14 protein-coding genes are annotated in these 15,945 nt (G+C 66.1%); 9 read left to right on the top strand and 5 right to left on the bottom strand.

What is annotated here, in order from left to right; all coding sequences use genetic code 11:
- Positions 1-2: 2 nt before the first annotated feature.
- Entirely contained in the window at positions 3-1,733 is a 1,731-nt protein-coding gene (locus AC1DT6_RS10300) for an AMP-binding protein (RefSeq protein WP_441625667.1), read from the bottom strand.
- 208 nt (positions 1,734-1,941) lie between these two features.
- On the opposite strand from AC1DT6_RS10300, the gene AC1DT6_RS10305 reads away from it, so the two are divergent.
- Together AC1DT6_RS10305 and AC1DT6_RS10310 are read left to right on the top strand one after the other, a co-directional pair.
- On the top strand, positions 1,942-2,628 hold the full coding sequence (locus tag AC1DT6_RS10305) for a TetR/AcrR family transcriptional regulator (protein WP_441625665.1): 687 nt from the start codon (positions 1,942-1,944) through the stop codon (positions 2,626-2,628).
- 176 nt (positions 2,629-2,804) lie between these two features.
- Positions 2,805-4,487, top strand: coding sequence for a long-chain fatty acid--CoA ligase (locus AC1DT6_RS10310; RefSeq protein WP_035875636.1), 1,683 nt, complete (start codon positions 2,805-2,807; stop codon positions 4,485-4,487).
- A gap of 69 nt (positions 4,488-4,556) precedes the next feature.
- Here AC1DT6_RS10310 and AC1DT6_RS10315 read toward each other — a convergent pair whose 3' ends face one another.
- The 4 genes from AC1DT6_RS10315 to AC1DT6_RS10330 all read right to left on the bottom strand — a co-directional run bounded on the left by AC1DT6_RS10315 (position 4,557) and on the right by AC1DT6_RS10330 (position 7,939).
- A complete protein-coding gene (locus AC1DT6_RS10315) occupies positions 4,557-5,012 on the bottom strand; it encodes a hypothetical protein (RefSeq protein ID WP_477102587.1) in 456 nt (151 codons plus the stop codon).
- Complete coding sequence (locus AC1DT6_RS10320) at positions 5,009-5,554, bottom strand: MarR family winged helix-turn-helix transcriptional regulator (protein WP_441625659.1); 546 nt, start codon at positions 5,552-5,554, stop codon at positions 5,009-5,011. The genes AC1DT6_RS10315 and AC1DT6_RS10320 overlap by 4 nt, the downstream gene beginning before the upstream one ends.
- Positions 5,555-5,622: 68 nt before the next feature.
- Positions 5,623-6,639 (bottom strand): Bug family tripartite tricarboxylate transporter substrate binding protein, encoded by a 1,017-nt coding sequence (locus AC1DT6_RS10325; protein ID WP_441625657.1) that lies wholly within the window; start codon positions 6,637-6,639, stop codon positions 5,623-5,625.
- A 184-nt stretch (positions 6,640-6,823) separates the two neighbouring features.
- Positions 6,824-7,939 (bottom strand): porin, encoded by a 1,116-nt coding sequence (locus AC1DT6_RS10330; protein ID WP_441625655.1) that lies wholly within the window; start codon positions 7,937-7,939, stop codon positions 6,824-6,826.
- 338 nt (positions 7,940-8,277) lie between these two features.
- Here AC1DT6_RS10330 and coq7 point away from each other — a divergent pair, with 338 nt between their 5' ends.
- From coq7 to AC1DT6_RS10365, 7 genes are all read left to right on the top strand, one after another.
- Positions 8,278-8,901, top strand: coding sequence for a 2-polyprenyl-3-methyl-6-methoxy-1,4-benzoquinone monooxygenase (gene coq7 / locus AC1DT6_RS10335; RefSeq protein WP_441625653.1), 624 nt, complete (start codon positions 8,278-8,280; stop codon positions 8,899-8,901).
- 475 nt (positions 8,902-9,376) lie between these two features.
- A complete protein-coding gene (gene mraZ / locus AC1DT6_RS10340; protein ID WP_035875627.1) occupies positions 9,377-9,805 on the top strand; it encodes a division/cell wall cluster transcriptional repressor MraZ in 429 nt (142 codons plus the stop codon).
- 7 nt (positions 9,806-9,812) lie between these two features.
- Positions 9,813-10,814, top strand: a complete 1,002-nt coding sequence (gene rsmH, locus AC1DT6_RS10345; protein WP_035875626.1) for a 16S rRNA (cytosine(1402)-N(4))-methyltransferase RsmH — start codon at positions 9,813-9,815, stop codon at positions 10,812-10,814.
- Positions 10,811-11,134 carry a cell division protein FtsL gene (gene ftsL / locus AC1DT6_RS10350; RefSeq protein WP_035875624.1) on the top strand — a complete coding sequence of 108 codons (324 nt, stop codon included), beginning with the start codon at positions 10,811-10,813 and terminating at the stop codon, positions 11,132-11,134. The genes rsmH and ftsL overlap by 4 nt, the downstream gene beginning before the upstream one ends.
- On the top strand, positions 11,131-12,930 hold the full coding sequence (locus AC1DT6_RS10355) for a peptidoglycan D,D-transpeptidase FtsI family protein (protein WP_477114654.1): 1,800 nt from the start codon (positions 11,131-11,133) through the stop codon (positions 12,928-12,930). Before ftsL ends, AC1DT6_RS10355 begins: the two co-directional genes overlap by 4 nt.
- Entirely contained in the window at positions 12,927-14,474 is a 1,548-nt protein-coding gene (locus AC1DT6_RS10360) for a UDP-N-acetylmuramoyl-L-alanyl-D-glutamate--2,6-diaminopimelate ligase (RefSeq protein WP_441625647.1), read from the top strand. Before AC1DT6_RS10355 ends, AC1DT6_RS10360 begins: the two co-directional genes overlap by 4 nt.
- On the top strand, positions 14,471-15,886 hold the full coding sequence (locus AC1DT6_RS10365; protein WP_441625642.1) for a UDP-N-acetylmuramoyl-tripeptide--D-alanyl-D-alanine ligase: 1,416 nt from the start codon (positions 14,471-14,473) through the stop codon (positions 15,884-15,886). The genes AC1DT6_RS10360 and AC1DT6_RS10365 overlap by 4 nt, the downstream gene beginning before the upstream one ends.
- The last annotated feature ends 59 nt before the right edge of the window (positions 15,887-15,945 follow it).

Raw genomic sequence — 15,945 nt, forward strand, 5'->3', positions numbered from 1 at the left:
GCTCAGCCAAGCTGCCCGGCCAGCGGCGCCAGGTCCTGCTTGCGCACCTTGCCCGTCGCGGTGAGCGGCAGGGCGTCGACGATATGCACCAGCGGCACCTTGTACACCGCCATATTGGCGCGGCACCACTGCACCAGCGCTGTGTTGTCGACGGTGCCGACGGCTTCGGGCTTGAGCATGACAAAGGCCACGGGCAACTGGCCACGGTCTTCATCGGCGCGCCCCACCACCGCGGAGCCGAGAATGGCCGGATGCTGGCCCAGCAGCGCCTCGATCTCGGCAGGAAAGACGCTCATGCCATTGACCTTGAGCATCTCCTTGCGCCGGCCCAGGTAATGGAGATAACCCTGCTCGTCGATGGAGCCGATGTCGCCGGTGTGGAACCAGCCGTTGCGCAGCGATTCGCGCGTGGCGTCGGGTTTGTTCCAATAGCCCTTGAGCAGGGTCGGCGTGCGCACGCACAGTTCGCCTTCGGCGCCCGGCGGCAGCAGTTCGCCGCTGTCGAAATCGCAGATCTTGAACTCGGTGCCGGGGACGGGCAGCCCGACAAAGATGGGCTGGGCCCGCAGGTCCAGGTCGTCGTCCTGCATGCCGCAGGTAAAGGTATTGCAGGTCTGCGTCTCGGTCATGCCCCAGGCGGTCTCGGCGATGACCGAGCCGGTCAGCGCCTGCCAGGCGCGGCGGTAGGGCAGGTTGAGCTTCTTGACGAAGGACGATACGCCGACATGGCGCAGCGAGCGCAACTGGTATTGCGCCGCGCGCGGATGCTCCATCACCTCGACCGCGTTGTCCACCAGCATCGAGGCATTGGTGACGCGGTAGCGCTGGACTGCCGCCATGAAGGTCTCGGGATCCCAGCGCGCCAGCAGCACCAGCGGGATGCCGAAGAAGGCGGGGAAGATCAGGCAGAGGTTTTCGCCGGCGATCCAGAACTCGGGGAAAAAGCCCAGCATGACGCTGTCGTGGGTGATGTCCAGTGAAACGGCGCCGAACGCGGCTGCCATGTCGACCATGTCGCCTTGCGTGTGGATGCAGCCCTTGGGCAGCCCGGTGGTGCCGCCGGTGTAGTTGAGCGCGGCCACCGCGTCGAGCGATGGCGCCGCCGTGGGCGCCGCGTGCGTGCACGCGGCCATGGCCGGCAGCAGGTCGATGGCGCGGTCGTCCGCTTCGCATTGGTAGCGTGGCGCCTGCACCATGGGCGGCAGCGCCAGCGTGGGCTCGGCGGGGACCATGTCGGCGAAACTGGTCACGAACAGCAGCGAGAGCGGATCCTGTGCGCCGAGCGCGGCGCGCGTTTCGCGCACCAGCGGCACCAGCTGGTCGAGTGCGATCAGGGCGCAAGGCGTGCTGTCGCTCAATGCGTGCTGCAACTCGGCGCGCTGCGATAGCGGGCTGACCGGCACGTAGACCGCGCCCAGCTTGAGGATGCCGAAGAAGACGATGTGGAACTGCGGGCAATTGGGCATCAGCACCGCCACCCGGTCGCCGGCGCCGATGCCGTGCGCCGCCAGCAGCGCGGCACAGCGGTCGCTTTGCGCATCGAGCTGGGCGTAGCTGGTTTCGTGGCCGTAGAAGATCACCGCCGGGCAGTCGGGGCGGGCGCGGCCCCAGTGCCGCAGCATCTCCGTGAGCGGCTGGCGCCCCAGCGGATAGTGCGGCGAGCGCGGGGTGCGCTCGGGCCACGCGCGCTGCCAGCGTGCGTGCAGGTCTGCCAGGTAGGCGGTCTCGTCCATTGGCGGTGTCTCCTTGCTGGTGGGCCGCCAAGCCGGTAGGCTGGCGAAATTTACTCTTTGGTATATTTATGTACCCTTGGGTATGATCCTATTGGCATCGCCACCATGCGTCAAGTCGGGATCCCAGGCCGTGGCGAGGTGGCGAGCGGAACATGTCCACGAGGACCGCCAGGCCTTCCCGGGCCCGGCGCCATGCGAGAATCGCGTCATGCCGACTGCACAGAAAACCGCTCCCGCCATCAAGTCCAGCGAGACCGAGCCGGAAATGACACCGGAGATCGCGCTGGATACTGCTCCCGCCCGCTCGCATATCACCGAGCGGCAGGAAGCCCGCCGCCGCCAGATTCTCGATACCGCCGCACAGCTCTTCTATACCAAGGGCTATCCCGGCATGACGATGAACGACCTGTGCCGCGCACTGGGCGTGACCAAGCCCGCGGTCTATTACTACTTCACGGACAAATACGAGATCTTCGACATCCTGTGCCGGGAGTCGGCCCAGACCTGCCTGCCGGTCATCCGCGAGACCGCGGATCCCGCGCTGCCGGTGCGCGAGCGGCTGCAGGCCTGTCTGCTGGAAATGGCGCGCCGCTGCATCGCCTGCTATGTGCCGGCCACGTTGAGCTTTCGCGATAACCAGTACCTGCGGCCGGAAACGGTGGCCTGGCTGGGCAATATGGCGCGCGCCTTTTACCGCGACCTCTATGCCCTGCTGGAGGAAGGCAAGCGTATCGGCGTATTCAGCTATGGCGACGCGCGCGTCGCCGCGCATGCAATCGGCAGCGTCGTTGGCTTCATGTACACCTGGCACGAGCCCGGACGCATGGAAGCGGAAGCGCTGGCGCGGGAACTGGCTACCAATATGATGAAGATGGTGCTGCCGGCGCACGCCTGACGGTTGCCGCGACGGAGCTAGGGGAATTCCCGAGTCCTCATTGAACTGTGCGCTAAACTTCACGTCAGAAGGTGTGCGGCATCCAGAGGACTTCATCTAACGTGTTGTCTTAAGCGGGACGCACGTTTAGCATCTGTCGAAAATCGAACGATCATTCAGAAATCAGGAGACGGCGCATGGAAAGACTGTGGCTGAAGCATTACCCGGCCGGCGTACCCGCCGAGATCGATAGCAGCCAGTTTCGCTCGCTGGCCGAGTTGCTTGAGGCATCCTTTCGCACCTACGCCGATCGCCGCGCCTTTGTCTGTATGGACAAGTCGATCACCTACGGCGAGCTCGACCGCCTCTCCCGGCAATTCGCCGCATGGCTGCAGTCGCGCGGGCTCAAGCCCGGCGCGCGCGTGGCCATCATGATGCCCAATGTGCTGCAGTATCCGGTGGTGCTGGCCGCCGTGCTGCGCGCCGGCTTCGTCGTGGTCAACGTCAATCCGCTCTACACCCCGCGCGAACTGGAGCACCAGCTCAAGGACAGCGGCGCCGAGGCCATCGTCATCCTGGAGAACTTCGCCACCACGCTGCAGCAAGTGCTGTCCGCCACGCCGGTCAAGCACGTGGTGGTGGCCAGCATGGGCGACCTGCTGGGCGGCCTCAAGGGGGCGATCGTCAATTTCGTGGTGCGCAACGTCAAGAAGATGGTGCCGGAGTGGGAGCTGCCGAACTGCGTGCGCTTCAATACCGTGCTGGAGGAGGGCCGCGGCATGCAGCTGCAGCCTGCCAATACAGGGCCAGATGACATCGCCTTCCTGCAGTACACGGGCGGCACTACCGGCGTGTCGAAGGGCGCGGTACTGCTGCACCGGAATATCGTCTCCAACGTGCTGCAGTCCGAAGCCTGGATGCAGCCCGCGCTGGCCAAGGGCGCGCCGATCGACCAGGTGATCACCATCACCGCGCTGCCGCTGTATCACATCTTCGCGCTGACGGTCTGCTGCCTGCTGGGCATGCGCAGCGGCGGCCTGAGCGTGCTGATCCCCAATCCGCGCGACATCCCCGGCTTTATCAAGGAACTGCAGAAGTACAAGTTCAATATGTTCCCGGCGGTCAACACCCTGTACAACGCGCTCATCAACAACCCGGAGATCGACAAGGTCGACTTCTCCGGCCTGCGCGTGGCCAACGGCGGGGGCATGGCCGTGCAGGAAGCGGTGGCGAAGAAATGGCTGGCCAGGACCGGCTGTCCGATCATCGAGGGCTATGGCCTGTCGGAAACCTCGCCGTCGGCCACCTGCAACCCCACGGATACCGACGCGTTTTCCGGCACCATCGGCCTGCCGATTCCCTCGACCGACATCGCCATCCGCGACGACGATGGCCGCGACGTGCCGCTTGGCCAGCCCGGCGAGATCTGCATTCGCGGCCCGCAGGTGATGGCCGGCTACTGGAACCGCCCGGACGAGACCGCCAAGGTCATGACGCCCGACGGCTTCTTCAAGACCGGCGATATCGGGGTGATGGACGAGCGCGGCTATACCAAGATCGTCGATCGCAAGAAAGACATGATCCTGGTGTCCGGGTTCAACGTGTATCCGAACGAAATCGAAGGCGTGGTTGCGGAATGCCCCGGCGTGCTCGAGGTGGCGGCAGTGGGGGTACCCGACGAGCATTCGGGCGAGGTGGTCAAGCTGTTCGTGGTCAAGAAGGACCCCGGGCTGACCGAGGCCGAGCTGATTGCCTTCTGCAAGGAACGCCTGACCGGTTACAAGCGGCCCAAGTACGTGGAGTTCCGCGGCGAGTTGCCCAAGACCAACGTCGGCAAGATCCTGCGCCGCGAATTGCGCGATACCCGCAAGGCTGCCTGAGCGAGGCCGCCAGCGACGGAAAAACGGCCTCCCGCGCGGAGGCCGTTTTTCATTTGGCGCGGGGATTCGTCAGCATTCGCGCGAAGGCGCAAGCCGCGGCTCGAGAGCGCCATCGGGATAGACCATCCGTACGCAGGCACCCGGCTCCAGGCCAGGCGCCGCCGGACCATTGACGGTGGTGCGGCTGCCATCGAGGGCCACCACCGTGTATTGGTACAGGTCCATCTGCGGCTGCGGCGGCGGGTTGAGCAACCGGTTCAGGTCGATGGAAAAACCAACGCTGCCGCCGCTCCAGCCGCCGCCGCCCCAGGCCGCGCCACCAACGCCTACCGCGGAATTCACCGCGCCGGCATCCGGTATATCGATCCGGCCCGCCAGCGTCTTCGCGCTGATGCGCCCAAGCTTGATGGTGGCATTGAGTGGCGTGATCTGCGGCCCCGGCGGCGCGCTCTGGCAAGCGGCTGCCAACAGCAGTGGCAGCAGCAAGGCGGCAAGCGCGGGCAGTCCCGGCCGGCGAGTGTTCATGCGCTCACCAGGCCAGCCTTGAGCTTGCCCAGCAGGCGGAACAGCGCGCGCCGGTCGGCTTGCGGCAGGCCGCTGAACAACTGCTCGATCCATGCCTCGTGCGCGCGCGCCATTCCGGAGAACGCCGTGCGCCCGGCAGGGGTGAGCCGGATCAGGTAGGCGCGGCGATCGCTTGGCAGCGCCTCGCGCGAAACCAGGCCTTCCTGCTGGAGCTGGTCGGTGATGCCGGTGACGTTGCCGCCGGTGACCATCATGCGGCGCGACAGCTCGCCCATCTTCAGGCCTTCGGGATGGCGGTCGAGCTGGGACATCAGATCGAAGCGCGGCAAGGTACAGGCGAAATCCTGGCGCAGGCGCGATCGGATGTCGGACTCGACCAGGTTGGTGCAGGTCAGCAGCCGCAGCCACAGGCGCAGGGCATCATGGGTGGTGTCTTCGGCGCGGGTTTCGAGATCGACCGGCGCCTCTTCGGCGCCGGCCTTCTCAGGGATTCCGGAGGTCCCGGAGTTCCCGGCAGCTTCGGCGGCAGGTGTGATGGGCATCGCGGCACGCAGGTTGTTTGATGCCTCAAGTATATGCGCTCGCGTGCGGCCACGGGCCGCAAGGGGCCTCAATCCACCTTGGCGCCCGAATCCTTGACGACCTTGGCCCACTTGGCGTGTTCGGCGCGAATAAAGGCCGCGAACTGCTCCGGCGTATTGCCGACCGGCTCCGCGCCCTGGGCCTGCATCTTCTCCCGCACCGCTGGCGTGGCTAGCGAGCGGGCGACTTCCTGCTGGATGCGCGCGACGATGTCGTGCGGTGTACCTGCGGGTGCCAGCAGGCCGAACCAGGAACTGGCCTCGAAGCCGGGCAGGTGACCGGCTTCGGCCACCGTCGGCACGCCGGGCAGCGCCGGAGAGGGTTTGGCGCTGGTGACCGCCAGCGCCTTGAGCTTGCCGGACTTGATCAGCGCCATCGACGAAGGCAGGTTGTCGAACATCAGCTGCATGGTGCCCCCGGCCAGGTCGGTCAGTGCCGGGCCGCTGCCTTTGTAGGGGAAGTGCACCATGAAGGTACGGGTCTGGGTCTTGAACAACTCGCCGGCGAGATGGATCGAGGTGCCGTTGCCGCTCGATGCCATATTGAGCTTGCCGGGATTGGCGCGCGCGTAGGTAATCAGGTCGTTGACGCTGTTGATGCGGTTCTGCTGGGCGAAGGCCGGATTGACCACCAGCACATTCGGCACCGAAGCCACCTCGGTGATGGGTGCGAAGTCCTTGATCGGGTCGAATGGCAGCTTGCCATAGAGCGACTGGTTGATGCCATGCGTGCCGACCGTGCCCATCAGCAGCGTGTAGCCATCCGGCGCTGCCTTGGCCACCATGTCGGCGCCGATGTTGCCCCCCGCGCCCGGCCGGTTGTCGACCACCACATTCCATCCCTGCAGCTTCGACAGTTCGGCGGCCACCGCGCGGGCGAGGATGTCGGTGGTGCCGCCGGCGGGGAACGGAACCACCAGTCGGATCGGCTTGTTGGGGTAAGGGTCGGCGGCCAGCGCGGGGGCTTGCCAGGCTAAGGCGCCAAGGCATGCGCCGGCGATAGTGGCCAGCAGCATCTGGGCCGCGCGGCGGCGGGTGCGGTGCATGGGCTGTCTCCTTGTTGGTTTTGCGGCCGCACGGCACGATTTGAATGCGGCCGAAGAGGTTGCTGCATTGTAGTGTCGGCATAACAAAGTGCCGATGGGGTGATGCCCTAGGATGGAGCGCGAGGCGCGGCCGGAAAGCAAAAAAGGCACCCGAAGGTGCCTTTGCAAAAGAACGCGGATGCGCTCAGAACTTGTGGCGGATACCCACGGCCGCGCCGATCATGGTGTTCTTGCCGGTGCCGAGGAAGTAGCCATTGGCGAAGCTGATCGCCGAGGTGTCGAAGTTCAGGCCTGCATTCTTCGAGAATGCGGTGGTCAGGTAGACGTCGGTGCGCTTGGACAGGTTGTAGTCGGCGATGAACCCGATCTGCCAAGGGTTCGTGACGTTCACATTGTTCAGCTTGATAACGTCGTCGTAGGTGTACTGCAGCGTCAGGCCCAACGCCGGCAGGACCTGATAGTTAGCGCCAATCCAGTAGTAGTTGTCACGCAGCAGGGCCGTGCCGTTCTGTGCCTTGGACTGACCCCAACGATAGCCGCCCATAATCTTGGCCGCGCCGAAGGCATAGCTGCCTGCTACCGCGGCCTTTTTGAAGGTGCCGGTGTCGCCGGCCGCGCTCAGGGTCGGGTTGTACTGGTCGTAGGCGACGGTCACGCCGAACGGACCGGCAGCGTATGCTGCACCGGCGCCGTAGCCCGTATCACGGCGGAACTGTCCCGGGACTTCGCCGTTGCCGGCCACGCCGTTGCCGAACGACCAGTGGGCGATGGCGGTTACCGGGCCGAATACGCCGGTGTACTTGGCGGTATTGTCCGAGCGGAAGTTCAGGCCGAGCTGGGCCACCACCGGTTCATACTGGGTGGCATAGCCGCTGGGCGAGAAGTTGGCGAGCAGGTCGAACAGCGTGGTGTACTGGCGACCGAAGGTGAAGCGGCCAGCCTGGGCGCTTTCCAGGCCGACGTACGCTTGACGACCGAACATGCGGCCGCCCTGCTGAAGCGATCCATTGTCAAGGCCGAAACCACTTTCGAGCACGAACAGGGCTTTCATGCCGCTGCCCAGGTCTTCCACGCCACGCAGACCCCAACGCGAACCGGACAGGCCGCCGGACGACATGCGGTACAGGTTGTTGCCCTGGCCGGCATTAAAGCCGTTGGCAATCGTCGGCGTTTGCGAGCCCATGTGACTGACGTATTCGAGGTTCATATCCGCCACGCCGTACAGCGTCACGCTGGACTGTGCCTGTGCGGCACTCGCAAATGCACCCAGCGCAGCCAGCGCGAGAAGCGATTTTTTCATGCTCGATGATCTCCATGTAAGAATTATTGGTGGTCAGCGGAGAAACCTCCTGAGTCTCCATGCACCGCTTACCCAACTTCGTCAGAAGCTGCCAAGTACTGTAACAAACCGCCCCCTTTTCACAATCGGGGCGACTGCCCTTGTCAGCTTTTCACAACTCAGGGTTTTGGAGTATCGGATGCGGCAGGCACTGGCCTAGCGGGGGGGGGGCTGCAGGGCGGGGCGCGATGCGCTCACGGTACAATGCGGGAAATCCCGAGGCGATTTCACAAGCGTTGTGTCCGCCTCGGCGGGAGCGGGCGGCGCGCCTGTCCCGAGCAACCACCAGCGATGCATTCATGGATAACTTGATTCGCGAATTCGATGTGGCCTTGCGCGCGATCGCAGGCGTCACCCGTGCCAGCCGCGCCAATCCGGCGGAAACGCTCGCGCCCGATACGGACAGCCTCGACCAGTCGCAACGCCGCCATGTGGCCGGGCTCATGCGGGTCAACCACGTGGGCGAGGTTTGCGCGCAGGCTCTTTACCAGGCGCAGAAGCTGACCGCGCGGACCGCGCAGGTGCGCGCGCAGATGGACGAGGCCGCGCGCGAGGAAGAAGACCACCTCGGCTGGTGCGCCGAGCGTCTGCGCGAGCTTGGCTCGCGTCCGAGCCTGCTCAACCCGCTCTGGTATGCCGGCGCGTTTGCCATCGGCTGGGCTGCGGGGCGGACAGGTGACCGGGTCAGCCTGGGTTTCGTGTCCGAGACCGAGTATCAGGTCGAGCAGCACCTTAACGGCCATCTTGAACAGATTCCCGTTGCCGACGCCCGCTCGCGCGCGATCCTGGAACAGATGCGCGACGATGAGGTCCGCCACGGCGCCGCCGCCCGCGAGGCGGGTGGCATGCCGCTGCCCGCGCCGGTGCGGGCGATGATGCGAGCTGCCTCCCGGGTCATGACCACCGCCGCGTACCGGATCTGACGGCGCTACGGTACGGCGCAGGATGAATCCCCGCGGCATTCGCCGCTCGCCACGCGCAGTTGCCTGGCGCAGCGCGGCAACTGGCACCCTCCGTACGCAGGGTAGACGCCAAAACGTTGTATCCTTCCATCGGTCCCGTGTGGCTGAATTTCGTGCCGCAGGCAGTTCCTCCCCTTGCTGTTCTCAGGTGGTTTCTCTGCTTTCCTCCATAAGATCTTCATTTCATTAGGGATTCACTTTTTCGGTGCGTGAAGTGTGCGCGCTAAGTCATTGTTCTAATTCAAAAAACCCGGTTTGTTGCCTTGCTGCGAGCCTTGACCCGCCAAATCGCTTCCTCTAAAGTGGGAAATAGTGTGAGGAAGTGTATTTTTGTGTGAAAAGGTAGTCTGGCTGTGGGATCATCGCCCAACGTCGGATTCCGAAGGATTCACGCGCCAACCGGCAGTAAAGATGCCGGCGCGGATCGGGGGCTAGCTTGTTTCAGGGAGCATCGGCGCTGTCACTGGATGCCAAGGGCCGGATGTCGATTCCGGCGCGGCACCGTGAAGCGCTGCAACAGCAGGCCGAAGGCCGGGTGACGCTGACCAAGCACCCGGACGGCTGCCTGCTGCTGTTTCCCCGCCCTGAATGGGAAAATTTCCGTAGTCGCATTGCGGCCTTGCCGATGGACGCGCATTGGTGGAAGCGCATCTTCCTGGGCAATGCCGCTGACGTCGACATGGACGGCGCGGGTCGGGTGCTGATTGCCCCCGAGCTGCGCAATGCCGCCATGCTCGACAAGGAAGTCATGCTGCTTGGAATGGGCAGCCATTTCGAAGTCTGGGACGCCGCAACCTACGCCGCCAAGGAACAGCAGGCGATGGCACAGGGCATGCCGGATGCATTGAAGAACTTCTCTTTCTGACGAGGTCATGAGCTCAACCCAAACGCCAGGGACCACCGCCCTGCGCCATCGCACCGTGCTGCTGGACGAGGCTGTCGAAGCCCTGGTCTGGCGGCCGGATGGCGTCTACGTGGACGGCACCTTCGGCAGAGGGGGGCACAGCCGGGCAATATTGGCCCGGCTGGGCCCGGCCGGAGCCCTGGTGGCATTCGACAAGGATCCGGCAGCAATCGCAGAGGCGGGCACCATCAAGGATGCCCGCTTCTCCATTGAGCACACCAGCTTCGCCGAGATGTCGGACCGGTTGGCAGGACGCGGCAAGGTAACCGGGATACTGCTCGACCTGGGGATCAGCTCGCCCCAGATCGACGATGCGGAGCGGGGCTTTTCCTTTCGCTTCGAGGGACCGCTGGACATGCGCATGGACACCACGCGCGGCATTACCGCCGCGCAATGGCTGGCGCAAGCGGATGAGCAAGACATCGCGAGGGTGATACGGGACTATGGGGAAGAACGGTTTGCTGTACAGATTGCAAAGGCGGTTGTTGCTCGCAGGAGCGAACCCGGCCATGGCGGACCTCTCACCACTACTGCCGAGCTTGCCGCGCTCGTGGCGAAAGCCGTCAAAACACGCGAGAAGGGTCAGGACCCTGCGACCCGCACCTTTCAGGCTCTACGGATTCACATCAATCAAGAGCTTGCGGACCTCGAAAGAGGCCTGAGCGCGGCTTACGACTTGTTGCAGGCAGGAGGGCGGCTGGTGGTCATCAGCTTTCACTCGCTTGAGGACCGCATCGTCAAGCGGTTCATGCAGGCGCACGCCCGTCCGCAGCAGAACGCCGACCCCGCCATGCGCCGCGCGCCTCTGCGCGCCGACCAGTTGCCGCAGCCCACGCTGAGGCTGCTCGGCCGGGTCAAGCCGGGCGCCGAAGAGATCGCCGCCAACCCGCGCGCGCGCTCGGCGGTGATGCGCGTGGCCGAGAAGCTGCCCGCCGTATCCGCATCCACCGAGCAGGCGGGCCGCGCATGAACCGCCTGACCTTTTTCCTGCTGGCAGCACTGATGCTGTGCGCGCTCTCGCTCGTGAGCGCTCAGCACCAGGCCCGGACCCTGTTCGTCGCCTACGAGCGTGCGCAGGCGGAAGAAAAGCAGCTCGACATCGACTGGTCCCGCTTGCAGTACCAGCAGAGCGCGCTTGGCAAGAGCGCACGCATTGCCGAAGCGGCGCGCACGCAGCTGAAGATGACGCCGGTACTTCCCGGCAGGACCCAATATCTGGCCGGCGTGGTGCTTGATGCGCCACCTGCGAACGCGCCTGCGGCCGCCGCGCCGGAGGGGAGCAAGCCATGACCATCGCCCGGCCCTCGCAAAACGCCCAGCGCGGAAACCCTTCGCGCCCACGCACCGGCCAGTTCGCGGCCAGCCCCGTGCTTGGCCTGCGCCTGCCGATGTGGCGCTCCAAGCTGGTGGTTTTCATGATGTTCGCCGCCTTCGTCGCCTTGGCCGGACGCGCGCTGTGGATCCAGGGTCCGGGCAACCAGTTCTATGAGGCCGAGGGCAAGAAGCGATTCCAGCGCACCCTCGAGTTGCCGGCAACACGCGGCAAGATCCTCGACCGCAATGGCCTGGTGCTGGCTACCAGCCTTCCCGTGAAGGCGATCTGGGCGGTCCCCGAGGACGTTCCGGACGAAATCGACGCGGACAAGATTCGCCAGTTGAGCAAGCTGCTCGACATGAGTGACAAGGAACTGCGCCGCAAGTTTACGGAGGACAAGAGCTTCGTTTACCTGAAGCGCCAGGTGCTGCCGGACGCCGCGGACAAGATCGCCGCGCTCAAGATCGACGGCATTCACCAGACCCGCGAATACAAGCGCTTCTACCCGGAGGGCGAGGCGATGGCGCACATCGTCGGCTTTACCAATGTGGAAGACCGCGGCCAGGAAGGCGTGGAACTGGCGCGCGAGGCTGTGCTGGCCGGGAAGTCCGGTGCGCGCCAGGTGATCAAGGACCGCCTCGGCCGCGTGGTGGAGGATGTGGGCATCCTCAAGGCGCCGCGCGACGGCGAGGACCAGCAGCTCTCGATCGACGCCAAGATCCAGTACCTGGCCCACAACGAGGTCAAGGCCATCGTCGAGCGCAGCAAGGCCAAGGCGGCCAGCGCCGTGGTGCTCGACGCGCAGACCGGCGAGGTGCTGGCGCTGGCCAACTGGCCGACCTACAACCCCAACGACCGCACCCGGCTGTCGGGCGAACAGCTGCGCAACCGGGTGCTGACCGATACCTTCGAGCCGGGTTCGATGATGAAGCCGATCACGGTCGGCCTAGCACTGCAGCTCAAGCGCGTCACGCCGTCGACGGTCTTCGTCACTACCGGCAAGTTCAACTACGAAGGCGCCACCATCAGCGACACCCATAATTACGGGTCGTTGACGGTCGCCGGCATTATCCAGAAGTCGAGCAACATCGGCACGACCAAGATCGCGATGCTGCTCAAGCCGCAGGAAATGTGGGATATGTATACCAGCCTGGGCCTGGGGCAGGCGCCCAAGATCGGCTTCCCGGGCGCGGTGGCGGGACGGGTGCGCCCGTTCAAGAGCTGGCGGCCCATCGAGCAGGCGACCATGTCCTATGGCTACGGCCTGTCCGTGTCGCTGTTCCAGATCGCCCATGCCTACACCATCTTCGCCCATGACGGCGAACTGATCCCGGTCACGATGTTCCGTGCCAATGGCCCGGTTACCGGAGAGCGCGTGCTGTCGCCCGAAGTGGCGCGCCAGGTGCGAGCCATGCTCGAGACCGTGACGGCGCCCGGCGGCACCGCGCCCGAGGCGCAGGTGATGGGCTACCGGGTGGGCGGCAAGACCGGCACCGCCTACAAGCACGTTGGCCGCGGCTACGACCGCAGCAAGTATCGCGCTTCCTTCATCGGCCTGGCGCMGATGTCGAACCCGCGCGTGATCGTGGCCGTCAGCGTGGACGAGCCCACCTCCGGCAGCCACTACGGCGGCGCCGCGGCGGGCCCGGCTTTCGCGGCGATTACCGGTGGCGCGCTGCGTGCGCTCAATGTGCAGCCGGATTCGCCGATCCGACAACTCGTGGTGAGCGACAAGGTGCAGGAAAGCGAACCGTGGAGCGCGACGCAATGAGCCAGCCACTGCTTCCCCTCGAAGTGGCCGCACAGGCCGGCGACGCGCTGGACTGGTTGCACCAGCACGCGCCGGCCGGCGCCAGGCTGACCGGTGACACGCGCCGGCTGACCCAGGGCGACGTTTTCTTCGCCTACGTGCTCGGCAACGAGCGCCTGGCGACCGATGCGCGCCCGCATATTGCCCAGGCCATCGCCCGCGGCGCCAGCGCGATCGTCCACGAGGCCGATGGCTTTGCCTGGCCGCACGGCGAGACCGTGCCGCACCTTGGTGTGTCGGGCCTGCACCAGCTCGCCGGCCCGATCGCCGCGGGCTGGTATGGCAACGGCGCGCGCGATCTCGCGGTGACCGGCATCACGGGTACCAATGGCAAGACTTCGTGCAGCCAGTGGCTGGCGCGCGCGCTGCAGGCGGCCGGTACGCGCTGTGCCACCATCGGCACCCTTGGCACCGGTTTTCCTGATGCGCTCACGGCTACGGGTTTCACCACGCCCGACGCGGTCCAGTTGCAGGACAGCCTGGCGGAGCTGAATGCCGCCGGCGCGCGAGCCGTGGCAATGGAAGTGTCCTCGCACGGGCTCGAGCAGGGCCGGGTGGCCGGCACGCACTTCGCCGTGGCGGTGCTGACCAACCTGACCCAGGACCATCTCGATTACCACGGCACCATGGCCGAGTACGAGGCGGCCAAGGCTTTGCTGTTCCAATGGCCCGGCCTGCGCGCGGCCGTGATCAACCGTGACGACGCCATGGGCCGGCGCCTGCTGGCTGGCACGCTGGTCACCGGGCAGGTGATCGAATACGGCATCGACGGCGCCGCCGGCGCCACCCGCAAGGGCGGCCAGTGGCTGCGCGCCACCGGCGTGCGCGCCACGGCTGCCGGCACCGCCTTCCATGTCGACGGCAGCTTCGGCGGCGCCGATGTCGCCACGCCGATGATCGGCGAGTTCAATGTCAGCAACCTGCTCGCCGTGCTCGGCGCCGCGCTCGCCAGCGGCATCGAGTGGGCTGCAGCCATCGACGCGCTGCGCACGCTCAGGCCGGTCGACGGCCGCATGGAGTTGTTCGGTGGCAGCCACGGCGCCCAGGATGGCCCGCTGGCGGTGGTCGATTACGCCCACACGCCGGACGCGCTGGAAAAAACCCTGGCCGCGCTGCGCCCGGTGGCGCAGGCGCGCAAGGGCCGGCTGTGGTGCGTGTTCGGCTGCGGCGGAGACCGCGATCCGATCAAGCGCCCGCTGATGGGCGCGGTGGCCGCGCGCCTTGCCGACGAAGTCGTGCTGACCAGCGACAACCCGCGTAGCGAAGACCCGCTGGACATCCTGAACGCGATCGCCGATGGCATCGACGACCACAGCCACACCCACCTGATCGAAGACCGGGCCGCCGCCATCCTGTATGCCATCAAGCACGCTGCCGCGGCCGACGTGGTGCTGGTGGCCGGCAAGGGGCACGAAGCCACCCAGGAGGTGCATGGCCGCAAGCGGCCATTCTCCGACCGCGAGCACGTCCGGCTGACGCTGGGTACGCGTGGGGTGTCGGCATGACGCAATTCACCATGACTGATCTGCAGCAAGCCGCCGGCTGGATCGCCGGCGCGCGTATTTCCGGGCCCGATGGCGCCGCCAGCCGCGCCTTCTCGCGCGTGCTCACCGACAGCCGCACGGTCCAGCCCGGCGACCTCTTCGTCGCGCTCAGGGGCGAGCGCTTCGATGCGCATGACTTCCTGGCCGATGTGGTGGCGCGCGGCGCCGCCGCGGTCTTGGTGGAGCGCGAGCCCGATGCCGGGCTTGGCATTCCCGCCATCGTGGTGCCCGATACCCGCCTTGCGCTGGGCCAGCTGGCAGCCGGCTGGCGCCGCCGCTTCAGCCTGCCCGCGGTTGCAGTGACGGGCAGCAACGGCAAGACCACGGTCAAGGAAATGATCGCGGCGATCTTCGCCGCGGCGGTAGGGGAGGGCGCCAGGCTCGCCACCGGCGGCAACCTGAACAACGATATCGGCTTGCCGCTGACCGTGCTGCGCCTGACCGACGCGCACCGGCTCGCCGTGCTCGAACTGGGCATGAACCACCCGGGCGAGACGGTTTACCTGGCCGGCATCGCCCAGCCCACCGTGGCCGTGGTGACCAATGCCCAGCGCGAGCACCAGGAGTTCATGGTGAGCGTCGAGGCCGTGGCGCACGAGCATGCGGCGGCCATCGCGGCATTGCCCGCCGACGGCGTGGCGGTGTTTCCGCTCGACGCCGAGGGTGGCGGGGCACATGCCGGCATCTGGCGGCAGGCGGCCGGCCAGCGGCGCGTGCTGTCGTTTGGCCTGGAGGCGGGCGCCGATGTCAGTGCCGGCGTGCATCTGGAAGATGGTGTGCAAGTGATGCAGGTACGGGCGCCCGGCGCCACGTTCGAGGTCCGCCTGTCGGTGCTTGGCACCCACAACGTGCGTAACGCGCTGGCGGCGGTCGCCTGCGCGCTGGGCGCCGGCGTGGGCGTTGAGGCGATCCGCGCCGGCCTGGCCGGATTCGCCGCGGTCAAGGGACGGCTGCAGGTCAAGCACGCTGCCGGCGGCACGCTGGTGATCGACGATAGCTACAACGCCAATCCCGATTCGGTGCGCGCGGCTATCGACGTGCTCGCCGGGTTTGCCGCGCCGCGCCTGCTGGTGCTGGGGGATATGGGCGAAGTGGGCGACCAGGGGCCGGCTTTCCATGCGGAGATCGGTGCCTATGCGAGCGCCCGCGGCATCGAGACGCTATGGGCGACGGGCGCGGCAGTGGTGCACGCGGTGCAGGCCTTTGGCGCGCAGGCCCGGCATTTCGAACGCGCTGAAGACCTCGCGCAGGCGTTGGCGGAAGACAAGGACGGTACCGTGGCGGCAGCAAGCGCGGTACTTGTGAAGGGATCTCGGTTCATGCGGATGGAACGGATGGTGAATGCGCTGGTCGCAGACACTCCCGCGCATTAATCGTCATCAACACTTAATCAAGCAATCAGATAGCCCGGCCACGCCGGGCGGTTGTCGAA

The sequence above is a fragment of the Cupriavidus sp. 01L45 genome (assembly GCF_056399885.1).